At 45.6% G+C, this 14,595-nt stretch carries 10 protein-coding genes and 1 riboswitch; of the genes, 5 read left to right on the forward strand and 5 right to left on the reverse strand.

What is annotated here, in order from left to right; all coding sequences use genetic code 11:
- Positions 1–72: 72 nt before the first annotated feature.
- Entirely contained in the window at positions 73–2,163 is a 2,091-nt protein-coding gene (locus B1A98_RS14290) for a LysM peptidoglycan-binding domain-containing protein (RefSeq protein WP_063386194.1), read from the forward strand.
- Between the two features lie 347 nt (positions 2,164–2,510).
- On the opposite strand, the gene B1A98_RS20520 is transcribed toward B1A98_RS14290, so the two are convergent.
- Positions 2,511–2,687, reverse strand: a complete 177-nt coding sequence (locus tag B1A98_RS20520; protein WP_169713115.1) for a hypothetical protein — start codon at positions 2,685–2,687, stop codon at positions 2,511–2,513.
- Positions 2,688–2,871: 184 nt separating this feature from the next.
- On the opposite strand from B1A98_RS20520, the gene B1A98_RS14295 reads away from it, so the two are divergent.
- On the forward strand, positions 2,872–3,645 hold the full coding sequence (locus B1A98_RS14295; RefSeq protein ID WP_223662748.1) for an SGNH/GDSL hydrolase family protein: 774 nt from the start codon (positions 2,872–2,874) through the stop codon (positions 3,643–3,645).
- A gap of 146 nt (positions 3,646–3,791) precedes the next feature.
- On the opposite strand, the gene metH is transcribed toward B1A98_RS14295, so the two are convergent.
- Both metH and B1A98_RS14305 read right to left on the reverse strand, forming a co-directional pair.
- Positions 3,792–7,238: a methionine synthase gene (metH, locus tag B1A98_RS14300; protein WP_063386193.1), complete on the reverse strand. Its 3,447-nt coding sequence runs from the start codon at positions 7,236–7,238 to the stop codon at positions 3,792–3,794.
- A complete protein-coding gene (locus B1A98_RS14305) occupies positions 7,216–9,081 on the reverse strand; it encodes a bifunctional homocysteine S-methyltransferase/methylenetetrahydrofolate reductase (protein ID WP_063386192.1) in 1,866 nt (621 codons plus the stop codon). The genes metH and B1A98_RS14305 overlap by 23 nt, the downstream gene beginning before the upstream one ends.
- A 90-nt stretch (positions 9,082–9,171) precedes the next feature.
- Positions 9,172–9,283: riboswitch (SAM riboswitch) on the reverse strand.
- A gap of 188 nt (positions 9,284–9,471) precedes the next feature.
- Here B1A98_RS14305 and B1A98_RS14310 point away from each other — a divergent pair.
- Together B1A98_RS14310 and B1A98_RS14315 are read left to right on the forward strand one after the other, a co-directional pair.
- Positions 9,472–10,374 (forward strand): EamA family transporter, encoded by a 903-nt coding sequence (locus tag B1A98_RS14310; RefSeq protein ID WP_063386191.1) that lies wholly within the window; start codon positions 9,472–9,474, stop codon positions 10,372–10,374.
- Between the two features lie 78 nt (positions 10,375–10,452).
- Positions 10,453–11,547 carry a nitric oxide synthase oxygenase gene (locus B1A98_RS14315; RefSeq protein ID WP_063386190.1) on the forward strand — a complete coding sequence of 365 codons (1,095 nt, stop codon included), beginning with the start codon at positions 10,453–10,455 and terminating at the stop codon, positions 11,545–11,547.
- Positions 11,548–11,610: 63 nt separating this feature from the next.
- Here B1A98_RS14315 and mreBH read toward each other — a convergent pair whose 3' ends face one another.
- Positions 11,611–12,618: a rod-share determining protein MreBH gene (mreBH, locus tag B1A98_RS14320; protein WP_041101563.1), complete on the reverse strand. Its 1,008-nt coding sequence runs from the start codon at positions 12,616–12,618 to the stop codon at positions 11,611–11,613.
- 264 nt (positions 12,619–12,882) lie between these two features.
- Positions 12,883–13,392, reverse strand: a complete 510-nt coding sequence (locus tag B1A98_RS14325) for an acyl-CoA thioesterase (protein ID WP_041101566.1) — start codon at positions 13,390–13,392, stop codon at positions 12,883–12,885.
- Positions 13,393–13,585: 193 nt separating this feature from the next.
- Between B1A98_RS14325 and argF the strand changes: the two genes are divergently transcribed.
- Positions 13,586–14,539 carry an ornithine carbamoyltransferase gene (gene argF / locus B1A98_RS14330; RefSeq protein ID WP_063386189.1) on the forward strand — a complete coding sequence of 318 codons (954 nt, stop codon included), beginning with the start codon at positions 13,586–13,588 and terminating at the stop codon, positions 14,537–14,539.
- The last annotated feature ends 56 nt before the right edge of the window (positions 14,540–14,595 follow it).

Raw genomic sequence — 14,595 nt, forward strand, 5'->3', positions numbered from 1 at the left:
GGAGAATATTGATATAGACATAGAAATTCTAATATTCTCTTGCTTGAAAAAAGGATATATGGGGAGATGAGTATGGAACACGAGAGAATGGGAACTCGCCAAGAAAGGATTGCTAAGCTGAAGAAGGCAAGGGCTTATGAGAGAAATTCTAAATGGATTGGTGCAACCTTAGCTGTTTCACTAACTGCTGCATCGATGTTTGTCCAGCCAGAAGAAGCAAAGGCTTGTGATTGCGCCGCTCCTTATACGGTGAAAAAAGGGGATACAATTTATTCGCTCGCCAAAAGGTTTCAGGTATCAGTAGAACAGCTAAAAAGCAAAAATGGTTTTAGCTCCGATGCTTTGTTCGTTGGACAACAAATAATCGTTCCTGCTCTTGACGAACATGGCAAGCCGCTTCATTTAACAGTGACGGAAGAGAACGAAGATTTGTCAGAAGACGTAAATACAAGCAAAAAGACTGAACAATCAGTTAAATTGGAAGGAACTGAAACTAGTTCAACATCATCTCAGGCAACAGTAAAGCAACCGACTGAAGAAGCAGCTGTCACAGTTGCTGCAGGAAAGCAAAATAAGCCGGTTGAGCAAGTCCTTCTTCAACAAACAAAGAAAAATGGATCAGCCACTCATATCGTTCAAACAGGCGATAACTTATGGAAAATAGCCAACAAATACGGCACAACAATTGAAAAGATTAGACAAGACAATCAATTGAAAACGGATGCATTAACGATCGGCCAGAAATTAATCATTGCGCCAAAGGGGTCAGAGATAAAACCAGGTACAGGGCAAAAGCCGTCAGAGCCGTCTAAGCCGCCCGTTCAATCAGGCAGCAAGGTCACGCATATTGTCCAATCGGGCGACAGCCTGTGGAAAATAGCTAACAAATACGGCACAACAATTGAAAAGATTAGACAAGACAATCAATTGAAAACGGATGCATTAACGATCGGCCAGAAATTAATCATTGCGCCAAAGGGGTCAGAGATAAAACCAGGTACAGGGCAAAAGCCGCCAGAGCCGTCTAAGCCGCCCGTTCAATCAGGCAGCAAGGTCACGCATATTGTCCAATCAGGCGACAGCCTGTGGAAAATAGCTAACAAATATGGCACGACAATTGAAAAAATTAGACAAGAGAATCAATTGAAAACGGATGCCTTAACGATCGGCCAGAAATTAATCATTACGCCAAAGGGATCAGCGATAAAACCAGGTACAGGGCAAAAGCCGCCGGAGCCGTCTAAGCCGCCCGTTCCATCAGGCAGCAAGGTCACGCATATTGTCCAATCAGGCGACAGCCTGTGGAAAATAGCCAACAAATACGGCACAACAATTGAAAAGATTAGACAAGAGAATCAATTGAAAACGGATGCCTTAACGATCGGCCAGAAATTAATCATTACGCCAAAGGGATCAGCGATAAAACCAGGTACAGGGCAAAAGCCGCCGGAGCCGTCTAAGCCGCCCGTTCCATCAGGCAGCAAGGTCACGCATATTGTCCAATCAGGCGACAGCCTGTGGAAAATAGCTAACAAATACGGCACGACAATTGAAAAAATTAGACAAGAGAATCAATTGAAAACGGATGCCTTAACGATCGGCCAGAAATTAATCATTTATACAGATAAAAAACAGACAAATAAAAAAGAGCCAGGCAAAATACCCGGCCAAAAGATAAGCAAAAAGCCAAAAATGGCTTCCTCTACTACTATTATCGTCAATAATGACGATTCTTTATCTATTTTAACAAAAAAATCTACTATTTCATTAGAAAAATTAGCAGAAGGCAGTCAATCAGCTGTGCTTAAGCCAAGCGTAACGTATCAAATAAAGGCAGGGGACACCTTATATTCTCTTGCTGAGAGATTTAATACAAACGTTCAGGCGCTGATGAAGGCAAATGAGCTAAAATATCCAATAGCGATTATTGGAACTGACCTCCAAATTCCTGTTGGACATGTAAAAACAAGCCAAGGAATGATCATCGGAGCGATTGACAATACTTCTATTGAAGTGTTAGTGGATGGCACACACCAGGTGTTAGAAGTTTCATACGGATCGTCCCGCCTTTATCAGCAACAAGAGAATCAGCAGGTGCTGCTGACCTATACAATGGGAAATGAGGATCACCGTCCTGCATTAATCAATGTAGAGAAAATTTAAAGAAAAGCGGCAGGAATCACTCCTGTCGCTTTCGCATTTTTTCTGCCCCTCTTTAGGTGCTGCAGCAGCCAGAATACTTCTTCAATGACATCAGGAAGAGAGAGTTATTCGCAGCAATTGCCTTCATTTGTACGCGACTTAGTGCCAACGCTCGCTGTTAAGCCGATAAATCGCTGCAGTTTCGGGCATACATAACAAAGAAAATGAAGCTCTTACTTAACTCCCTATAGGAGCAAGGGAAAAGCTGCATATCGCTTTTTAAGCCAAGGATCTATGAGCCCGATAGAACAGCCGGATTCTTCATTAAAGAGCTTACAGGCAGCATCTATCTAAATAAGCTGAACGGCTTAAAGATTGTTGTGCTGCTGGCCAATCTCCTTGCTGCCGATGATTTCATTGGCTACTTCAAGATTCCCGTGTTCATCCACAGATTCGCCGGAAAGATATTCGCTTGCGTCCGTATGAAGGTTCATTTCCGGATCAGCAGGGATCAGCGGCGTTTTTGCCAGATCTTTTTTCTTCATTTGATCATCTCCTTTATTATTAATGTGGCTTAAGATGATTTACTTATGCGGGAGGCGGTCATGTCAAAGGAAGAACGCGGGAAATCATGTTGCCGCGACGTCTGCTGGCGGAGAGTTGACCGGTTAGAAAAGCATAGTATAATGGAGCGATGATGTACTATGTGAAGGAAATGGAGGAAGAAATTTGAAAAAGAAACAAATACAAGGATGGGCCAAGTGGTTCATTTTGCTTTTCTTTATCGCAGCTAACATAGTCCCTTCTTCAGCCGCTGCTGCCAAACAAGGAAGCCCTTCTAGCAGCAAGCGGGTAATTGTTGCATTTGGGGACAGCAATACGCAAGGAACCAACTGGCCAATCAATAAATATGATGCCAAAAGCAAGTGGGTAACCAGATTACAACAAACCCGCACGGTGATTAACGCAGGGGTTGGCGGCAATACAACAGAGCACGGGCGGAAACGTTTTTCCAAAGATGTGCTGAGCAAAAAGCCGAAAGCAGTCATTATTATGTTTGGTACCAATGATGCTGTTTTAAATGCTAAAGGACAGCCCCGTGTATCGAAGGCCAGGTTTGAAAGCAATCTGAAATATTTCACTGATACTTTAAAAGCACGCAATATCCATGTGATTTTAATGACGACTATACCGGTTATTCAAGGAAACGGGCAGAATGACTATTATTACGCTAGATATGACCAGCGGCTCTATACAAAGTATAATGGCGCCAGACAATGGCATAATTCATACAATGCGATCGTTAGAAAGGTAGCTAAACAGAAGAAAGTCACCTTAATCGATAATTATGAAATAATGACCAGCTCAATGAAGGGAATAACGGATAGAAAGCTAATCGACTCAGGGTGGATTGACTCATCCGGCACCCACCTGACGCCACAAGGGGCAGATGTTATTTACCGCTCCGTGAGCAGCGTACTCACTGCCAAGCTCGGCAAATAGTACTGGCCAACTTCGCAGCCGGCAAAAACAGTTTAAGGAACAGAAGGATAATGAACGAAGCGCTGGATAGGACTTAAGTAAATCGGCATGGAAGAAAGATGCAAAACAAACAGGGAGCCCCTTGCTGAGGAGCTCCCTGTTTGCTGCTATTCAACATTAAAGTAGCGGGCGTCAGGATGAGCGAAGACGATGGCAGAAACCGAGGCTTCCGGCTCCATCATGCATCCCTCTGTTAAGCGGACGCCGATTTCTTCAGGCTGAAGCAGCTTAAAGAGTTTTGTTTGATCATCCAAGTTTGGACAAGCCGGATAGCCGAAGGAGAAACGCTGGCCTTGGTATTTGGCAGCGAAGCGTTCTTTCATTGTAAACTCAACGGCATCCGGAAAGCCCCATTGATCGCGCATTTCCTGATGAATCCGTTCGGCGAACCCTTCGGCAAGCTCTAAAGCTGTTGCTTGCAGGGCGTGGCTTTGAAGAAACTCGCCCTTTTCTTTTAATTCACCCGATTGTTCGCGGATGCCAAATCCGGCGCTGACGACGAAGAAACCAACGTAATCCATCTTTCCGCTGTCCACTGATTTTAAGTAGTCAGCCAGACAAAGAAAAGGTTCCTTTGGCTGACGCGGGAAGGTAAAGCGTTCAATTTCAGTTTGGCTGTCTGCCGGATCATAGATGATGACGTCATCACCATCGGATTGGGCAGGGAAGAACTGATAGACGCTGGCTGTTTTCAAGCGGCCGGACCCCAAGAAGGTATCGACTGTTTCCTTGAGAGAGGTAGCTCGTTCGTCCCCTTCAGCAAGCAGTTTTTCTACTTTTCCTTTCAGGCCGAGGTGGTGGCCAATCAATGTCTGCATGTTAATATAAGGCTTTAAATGAGCGACAGGATAATCGCGCTGGATGCGTTTTTGCAGATCGCGCGGAACAAAAATCGGAACATCCTGACGAACAGTTTTCTTTGGTTTTTCCAGCACAGCAACCGAAGTGGCCTTCATAGTTTCCCTATAAGCCTCGACTTCTTTGCGCTTTTCTTGTTTTTCTTTTAATTCACTTAAGAGCTCTGTTTTTTCTTCAGCATCTTGCAAGCGGCCGGCAATAGCTAAACCATCCATTGCATCTTTGGCGTACAAAACAGGTCCTTCGTATTCCGGTGAAATTTTTGTTTCCGTAAAGCGCCGGGAAAGAGCAGCGCCGCCTACTAAGATCGGCAAATCAATATTCGCCGCTTTCATATCCTGAGCTGTAATGACCATTTGCTGGGCAGACTTCACGAGCAGCCCGGAAAGGCCGACCATATCGGGATTCTCCCGCTTGATCGCTTCAATTAATTCAGCAGGGGTGACTTTAATTCCTAAGTCGACGACCTTAAAGCCGTTGTTGCTTAGAATAATGTCTACAAGGTTTTTGCCAATGTCGTGGACATCTCCTTTGACCGTAGCAAGAACAACTTTTCCCTTGCCGTTATCATTTTCTTTTTTCTCCATATAAGGCTCTAAAAAGGCGACAGCTGCCTTCATGACCTCGGCGCTTTGCAGTACTTCCGCTACAATCAGCTGATTGTCATTAAACAGCCGGCCGACTTCTGCCATTCCTTCCATTAACGGGCCGTTAATGATATCGAGAGGCGTATCGAAGGTCGTTAAGGCTTTTTCTAAATCAGGCAGCAGTCCTTCTTTTGTTCCTTCCACAACATAGTAGCTCAGCCGGCCTTCTACTGTCTTAGGGATATCTTCTTCCTTTTTCTCTTTCTTTTTGTCACGGTAAAAGTCAGTAAAGGTGCCCAGCGTTTCATCATTCGTTTCAAAAAGCAGCTTTTCGGCCATAGCGATTTCTTCTTTTGGAATGGAAGCGAAACGCTCAAGTTTCTCGGTGTTTACGATGGCGTAGTCGAGCCCGGCTTGTGTACAGTGATATAAATAAACGGCATTCAGTACCTCGCGGCCAACAGGAGGGAGGCCAAATGAAACGTTGCTGACACCGAGAACGGTTAGTGCTTTGGGCATTTTCTCTTTAATAAGCCGTATGCCCTCCACCGTTTCCTCAGCTGAGCCGATGTATTGTTCATCGCCGGTGCCGACCGGGAATACGAGCGGGTCGAAAATAATATCCTCCGGCTGGATCCCCCATTTATTGACAAGCAGGTCATAAGAGCGCGCTGCTACTTCCAGCTTGCGCTCCCGGGTGACTGCCATGCCGCGTTCATCAATGGTGCCGACCACGACAGCTGCCCCATATTTTTTTACGAGCGGCAGGACAGCATCAAACCGTTCTTCACCATCCTCTAGGTTGATCGAGTTAATAATGGCTTTTCCTTGCGAGTATTTCAGCGCTTTCTCGATGACTTGCTCATCAGTAGAATCAATGACGAGCGGCACTTTTACTTTTTTTACGACCTCCTGCATAAACGCTTCCATATCCTCAAGCTCGTCACGGTCAGGATTGGCCAGACAAATATCGATTACATGGGCGCCGCCTTTAACTTGGGCACGGGCGATTTCCGCCGCCTCTTCGTATTTTCCTTCAATAATCAGCCGTTTAAATTTGCGGGAGCCGATCACATTGGTTCGCTCGCCGATAAATAAAGGCCGCATAGAGTCGTCATAATGAAGCGGCTCAATCCCGGCGATGGTATGTCCGTGAGGCTGTTCAGGGCGTTTGCGCGGCGGGATCGTTGCGAGTGCCGCCCTCATTGCGCGAATATGATCTGGTGTCGTGCCGCAGCAGCCGCCTACAATGTTCAGCCAGCCTTTCTCCGCAAAGCCTTTAATTTTTGCGGCCAGCGATTCAGGAGACTCATGGTAACAGCCGTTTTCGTCGGGAAGGCCGGCGTTGGGGTAACAGCTGACAAAACTCTTGGACAAGGCAGAAAGCGACCGGATATGATCCGTCATAAATTCAGGTCCGGTGGCACAGTTTAAGCCGACTGATAAAGGATGAATATGCTCGATAGAAATATAAAACGCCTCAATATTTTGGCCGGCCAGTGTAGTTCCCATTGGTTCGATCGTTCCCGAAATCATAATCGGCAGTTTTTTCCCTGTCGCTGCAAACGCACGTTCAATTCCGAGAATACCCGCCTTGACATTTAGCATATCCTGGCTCGTTTCCATTAAAATCACATCGCAGCCGCCGTCAATCAAGGCGGTTGCCTGTAATTCAAAGTTCGTGCTCAATGTGTCAAAGTCAATGCCGCCTGTGACGGACAAGGTTTTCGTTGTGGGCCCAATGGCGCCGGCGACATAGCGGGGATGGTCAGGCGTCGAAAATTCATCTGCGCACTGGCGGGCAATTTCTGCTGCCCGTTTATTAATTTCATAGGCTTTATCACCAAGATTATACTCATTTAATACAAGCGGGGTACCGCCAAAAGAGTTGGTTTCAATAATGTCAGTGCCGGCTGCTAAATAATCGCGATGAATCTTTTCAATGACATGAGGGGCAGTGAGATTTAAGTATTCATTGCAGCCGTCATATTGTTCGCCGCCAAAATCGTTTTCTGTCAAATTGGCCTGTTGGAGCATTGTTCCCATAGCGCCGTCTAAAAATAAAATTCGTTTTTCCAGCTCTTGTTCAATTGGATATTGTTTCGGCATGAGGGATCCCTCTTTCCTTTGTTTTTCCATCTAACTCTTCGATGTAATGGATCAATTCAATGGACATATCATAACGCATAAAAGGTGTAATAATATAGATACCGTTAAACAGCTTGGCAGCTGTATCGATCAATTCTTTCGCAATCGTCACGCCTTCTCGTGCAGCGGCTTCCTTATCATGCTCATATGCTTTCATTCTGGCCAGCGTTTCTTCTGAGAGCTTGATGCCGGGCACTTCATGATGAAGGAATTCAGCGTTTCTTGAGCTTGTCAGCGGCATGATGCCAAGAAAAATCGGTGTTGGCAAATGCTTCGTCGCTTCATATATTTCAACAATCTTTTCTTTAGTAAAGACGGGCTGGGTAATGAAATAATCAGCTCCGCACGCGATTTTTTTCTCCAAGCGCTTGACAGCCCGGTCCAGTATACGCACATTCGGGTTAAAGGCCGCGGCAACTGAGAAGTTCGCTTTTTGTTTCAGCGGCTTTCCTGAAAACGAAATGCCTTCGTTCAACTGTTTAATCAATTGAATGAGTTCCATGCTGGATACATCATAGACAGAGGTTGCCCCCGGGAAATCGCCAACTTTTGTGGGGTCTCCAGTGATCGCAAGGACGTCGTGCAGCCCAAGAGCGTGAAGCCCCATGAGATGGGATTGCAAACCAATCAGATTCCGGTCTCGGCAGGTGATATGGACAAGCGGACGGATGTGGTGCTGTACCTTCAGCAAAGAACCCATCGCTAAATTGCTCACGCGCGGAGAGGCAAGAGAATTATCTGCCATTGTAATAGCAGCCATGCCTGTTTGCTGCAATGCCTTAGCTCCTTTAATATAAGCAGCTGTATCTAAATGCTTGGGCGTATCAAGCTCCACAATAATCGTCCGTTCTTTTTTGACCTGTTCATGGAGCGGCGGTACAACCAAAGGGGCAGGTTCTTTGATGACAATCGGTTTTTGGGCAATGACTTTTTTCTCGGTAATCGGCGCGAGGCCAGTGAGTGCTTTTTTGGCTGCTTCGATGTGTTTGGGCGTGGTTCCGCAGCAGCCGCCAATGAGCCGGACTCCTTCATTGCGCAGTTGAACAGCAGCCTGGCCAAAGTAGTCGGCTTCAGACTCATAGACGACCCGTCCGTCTTCGACATCAAGAAGGCCTGCGTTAGGGTAGGCGGATAAAAAGGCTTTTTCAGGAAGCGTCACCTCTTCAAGTGCCTGGATGGTGTGGTAAGGGCCAAGGCGGCAGTTGACGCCTACAATGTCTGCCCCTAAGGATTCCAGTTGCTTGAAAGCTTCGTTTAATGAAAGTCTGTTTTGCAAAATGCCGGGTTCATGCATAGACACTTGGGAAACGATTGGCAAGTCCGTGACCTTGCGCAGCAATTGCAAAACAGTGGTTAACTCTTCAAAATCATAATAGGTTTCCAGCAGGAGACCATCGGGGGATTCTTGTAAAATCGCCTCTGCTTGCTGCTGAAAAGCTGATTTTATCTCAGAAAGAGAGGCGCTGCTTTTTCGAATGCCTCTTATGCCGCCGATCGTTCCTAACACAAACCGCTGCTCAGGTGCGGCTGCTTGCTTGGCAATGCGCACGGCCGCTTTGTTCAGTTCCTCTGTACGGTTTTCCATCCCGTATCTGGCAAGCTTCAAGGCATTGGCGCTATAGGTGTTAGTTTGAATAATATCTGCGCCGGCTTGTATATAGTCAAGGTGAATTTTTTCAATAATTTCGGGTTTTTCCACGTTGAGTTCCTCATAACAGAAATCAATGCCGTAGGAATAGAGGAGGGTGCCCATGGCACCGTCAGCTGTCAGCACTTCGGTTTGCAGTCTATCTAATAATTTCATGCTGTCCATCCTTTCTGGATTTTCCTTTAATCATAAGAAAAAGCCTTCTTAATAAAATTAAGAAGGCTTTACATTGGAAATGTTTGATCCTTCTTATCTTCCAAACTGACAAAGCAGTTTGCTGGATTTAGCACCTCGGCCCGCTAACGGCTGGTTGCTGAAGCGTCATAGGGCCAGACCCCTCGGCTTCTCTTGATAAGAAATAAGTTGATATGCAATTAGTAAAAGAATTGAACATATCATATCTTTTTCGCTGAAATTAGTCAATAGAAAATTTTGAATATTCTATAGGGATTGTTGGATAAACGATGGAAAGGATATACTTTTAAAAGGCAACCAGGTTATTAGACTCATTGTCTAATAAGAAGATTAGATAAAGGAGGAGTCAAGTTGAATCAGCTTCGTTATTCATTATTCATTTTAGCGGGGGCCTGCAGCTATGGAGTCCAAGCCTCTGTTGTAAAGCTGGCAACCAATGCAGGCTACCAGGCGAGCCAGATGACAGGCTCGCAATATCTTTTTGGCCTTCTTTTGCTGCTCATTCCTTTCTTGCTGACGACCCGCATTTCATTGACATTCAAGCAAGTAGCTGCGCTGCTTGGACTGGGAGTGCTGTTAAGCTTAACAGGTGTGTTCTACGCAACGAGCATTCAAGATCTTTCGGCTTCTATTGCCATTGTTCTGCTTTTTCAATTCACCTGGATGGGGATTTTCATTGAATCCTTATACTTGAAAGCTCTTCCATCTGGTGCAAAGATCGTTTCAGCTCTGCTGTTGTGGGCAGGCACTCTTCTTGCCGCTGGAATATCTTCAGAAGGGATGGACTGGACCGGCCACACAAAAGGGATTGCTTCCGGCTTTTTGGCGGCCTTGACGTTTGCTTTATTCCTTTTCTTCAGCGGAAAGGCAGGAAAAGAAGTACCGGCTATTCAAAAAAGCTTTATTATTTCTGCCGGCGGGCTGTTGACGGCTTTTTTATTTGTGTCGCCGGCTTTTATCACGGACGGCACGTTAACTGGCGGCTTATGGAAGTACGGGGTGCTTGTCGGACTGCTCGGAGTGCTCGTGCCCGTTATTCTGTTTGCGCTCGGCACGCCGCACGTTGAACCGGGGATGGCAACGATTCTTGGCGCGGCAGAGCTGCCAGCAGCTATGATCGGGGCGATGTTCATCGTTGGTGAACACCTGACGTTTGGGCAAGCAGCCGGCATTACGCTCATCTTAATTGGCATTGCTGTACCCCAATTCATCAGCAATAGAAGGATAGGGCCCAAGCACCTGTACAGCGGCTGATTTCTTCAAGTTGTCACAAAGCAGAAAACCGAACAATGGTATACTGTCAGTAAATATGATGTACAGGGCGGTAAATAGATGAATAAACAATTATGGCAGAAAGCAAAAGACTTTATTACGGTATGTTACCGGGAATTAGATAAGCCCGCTGAAGAAGTGAACAGGCGGTTGAATGGGGTAAAAGAGGAAATTGAGAGAACCGGAAGTTATACACAAACGTTTGAAGAGCTAAGCCATGGGGCAAAAATGGCTTGGCGCAACAGCAACCGCTGTATTGGCCGTTTGTTTTGGCAAACCCTCCACGTATTTGATGAAAGAGCGGCAGCAACAGAGCAAGAAGTATTTGACGCTTTAACCCGCCATGTAGAGTTTGCGACGAATGACGGGAAAATCCGGCCAACGATTACGGTGTTTCGCCCAACGGCGCCTAACCAAGAGGACATCCGCATTTGGAATCATCAATTGGTCAGATATGCAGGATATCAAACAGAAGCAGGCCTAAAGGGCGATCCTGCTTCTGTCGAATTGACGGCCAAATGCCAGCAGCTGGGCTGGAGAGGAGCAGGCACCGATTTTGATGTTCTTCCCTGGGTGGTGCAAATAGGACAGCGGCCGCCGAAGCTGCTTGAAATTGACAAGGAGATTGTCAAGGAAGTCGCTATTACTCATCCGTCATATGACTGGTTTGCTGATCTGGGGCTGAAATGGTACGGCGTGCCGATCATTTCTGACATGAAGCTGGAAATAGGCGGAATTGATTATAAATTTGCTCCTTTCAACGGCTGGTATATGGGAACAGAAATCGGCGCCCGCAATTTAGCTGATGAATTTCGCTATAATCAGCTTCCCTTGATTGCAGAGAAGCTTGAATTAGATACTACTAAAGCCTCGACTCTTTGGAAAGACCGGGCGCTAGTTGAATTAAATACCGCTGTTCTGTATTCCTTTAAGTGCGCGGGCGTAAGTATCGTTGATCATCATACGGCAGCCCAGCAATTTAAAACGTTTGAACAGAATGAAGAAAGGGAGGGAAGGGGAGTGACTGGCGACTGGACTTGGTTAATTCCGCCCATGTCACCGGCAGCTGTTCATATTTTTCATAAAGAATATGAAGACGCGATCCAAACTCCGAACTACTTTTATCAGGAGCCGGCTTATCCGTTAAAAAAATAGAAGGCAAACAAAAAAGCAGCTATGTGACCGGCTGCTTTTTTGTTGATCATCCTATTGTCAGAGTTAGCTTGTTACTTTTTGCAGGCTTTTCATCACATGAAGCGAACGGCCCGTGCCAATGGCCACTGACTCCAGCGGATTGGGGGCCAAGTGGACAGGCACAATGATTTCTTCGCTGAGCCAATCCTGCATGCCGTTTAGCAAAGAGCCGCCGCCGCTGATGACGACTCCTCTGTCGACGATATCACCGCTTAATTCCGGAGGGGAATTTTCCAGGGTTACACGGATGGTTTCTAAAATAGCCAGCAGCGATTCTTTGATTGCTTTTTGAATTTCATAAGAGCCGACTTCAATGGTTTTAGGCAAACCGGTGACCAGGTCCCGACCGCGCACATCCATGATAATCTCTTCATGATCAACTAGAGCATAACCAATCTCCATTTTGATTTTTTCTGCCGTCCGCTCACCGATGAGCAAATTGTATTGCTTGCGTACGTATTGAACGATATCTTCATCCAGTTTATCGCCACCGACGCGGATAGAGTTGCAGGACACTACGCCCCCATAAGAAATGATAGCCACTTCAGTCGTACCGCCGCCGATATCGACGATTAAGTTGGCGATCGGCTCCTCTACAGGCAAATCGGCCCCAATCGCTGCAGCGACAGGCTCTTCAATTAAATGAACGGATCTGGCTCCCGTGCTTTTTACAGCATCCTGGATGGCTCTCTTTTCAACAGATGTTGCACCGGATGGGGTGCATACAACCACACTAGGCTTGCGGATACTAAGCCCTAATACTTTGCCGGCCTTTTTCATCAGGCCTTTCAGTAATTCAGAAGTGATATCAAAGTCGGCAATGACCCCGTCTTTCATTGGGCGTGTAGCTATAATCCGTCCGGGCGTTTTTCCGATCATTTCCTTGGCCTCGGTGCCGATGGCCAGTACTTTTTTCGTTTCTGTATCAATCGCGACTACTGAAGGTTCATTCACGATAATCCCTTTGTCTTTGCTGTAAACGAGCAAATTGGCTGTTCCTAAATCTATTCCAATTTCGATTTGTCCAAACATAAATCATTCCTCCAACTGGCAATCCTCTTGAGTTTCTTTCATAAGTATAAAGATGAACAAAACAGGATGTATATGGGACAAAATGTGGAAAGCGGAATGTTACAATCCTGACTCTATTGTTACAATGTTTTTCTGCCATAAGAATAACTATTTATCAGAATTGAAAAGTAAAAAGCAGGGACCGCTGTTAACAAATTTTAATCTTCGTAAACTAAAAAGCCGCTGTAATTCAGCGGCTTTCACAGTTTATTCCATTTCTTCGGTCTATTTTCCCGGGGAAGAGAAAAATTCAACCAGTTCTTTGCTATATTTTTTTCTTGCTTTCCGATGGCTTGCCCGATTCACTGCTGTTTCGTTCAGCCACTTCTCGTCCTCTGTCTCAGGCAGCACTTCAGGAATAGCTGTCGGATGACCTGATTCATCTAAAGCAACGAATGTTAAAAAGGAAATGGCGGCAACTTCTTTTTCACCTGTCATCAAATTTTCGGACAGGACTTTCACAAAGACCTCCATACTTGTTGTACCTGTGTATGTCACCATTGCTTCAAGCGTCACTGCATCGCCTACACGAATGGGCTTTAAGAAATCAACGGAGTCTGTGGAAGCAGTAACCACAGGCTTTCTAGCTAGTTTTGTTGCTGATATTGAAGCGATATCATCTATATAAGCCATTAATTTTCCGCCGAATAAAGTGCCGTGATGATTAGTGTCAGGAGGTAGGACATACCCTGTTTTAATAGACAGTGTGTCTTTCATTGATCTTTTTTCTCTCATATACAGCACCTCGCTAATTATTTCATACACGTAGTATAACCTATGTACGCATAAATCTGTTGCTTTCTGAAAAAATAGAAGAATTCAGAAATTAAGGTTGTATTTTAATTAATTATAATGTATAAATATTAAATAAGATCATAAATGAAAAGAAACTTGCAGATAAAAAAATGATGCATATGAGGTGAAAAGAATGCTAGTGACAGATATAAAAAACAGTCAGGAACTGAAGGGGAAAGATTTGTTAAAGCTTGCGGATTACACTCCTGAAACCATCGAAACGCTTGTATATTTAGCGGATGATATGAAGAAAAATAAGGAAAAGTATGCGGAAGCCTTAAAAGGACAATTGCTCGGAATGATTTTTGAAAAGCATTCGACACGTACGCGTGTGTCGTTTGAAGCGGCTATGATTCAGCTTGGAGGACACGGTATGTTCTTAAGCGCCAACGATATGCAAATTGGGCGCGGAGAAACAATTGAAGATACCGGAAAAGTGCTAGCCGGCTATTTGGATGGCATCATGATCCGCACACACAGCCATTCCAGAATTGAGGCGCTCGCCGAAGCGGCAAACATCCCGGTTATTAACGGGCTGACGGATTTGTATCATCCGTGCCAGGCGCTCGCTGACCTCTTAACTGTATATGAAATCAAAGGGAAATTTAAGGGAAGCAAAATGGTCTACGTGGGTGACGGAAACAACGTGGCTCATTCATTAATGATCGGCGCAGTCATGGTTGGGATGGACTTCACGCTCGCTACGCCGGCCGGTTACGAAGCAGCGCCTCAAGTAGTGGAAATTGCCAAGGGAATCAGCGAGCAGACGGGAGCCAAGCTGGAATTTGTTGAAAACCCTGAGGAAGCCGTAAAAGGTGCAGACTTTATTTATACAGATGTTTGGACCAGCATGGGGCAAGAGGAAGAGTCTGCCATCCGTTTACAGGCATTTGCTCCTTACCAAGTAAATGAGCAGCTTATGTCTTTTGCTAATCCGGATTGCAAATTTATGCATTGTCTGCCGGCGCACCGCGGTGAAGAGGTGTCGGCCGGAATTATGGACGGCACAGCTTCTGTTGTATTCCAGCAAGCTGAAAACCGGATGCATGCCCAAAAAGCCGTTCTTTATAGTGTAATGAAAAAGTAATCAACTCAATGATACAGGAAGAAATTCAGAAACGGACTTTCACGAGTCCGTTTTTC

It is taken from the genome of Pseudobacillus badius, assembly GCF_002189605.1.
GTDB lineage: Bacteria > Bacillota > Bacilli > Bacillales > Domibacillaceae > Pseudobacillus > Pseudobacillus badius.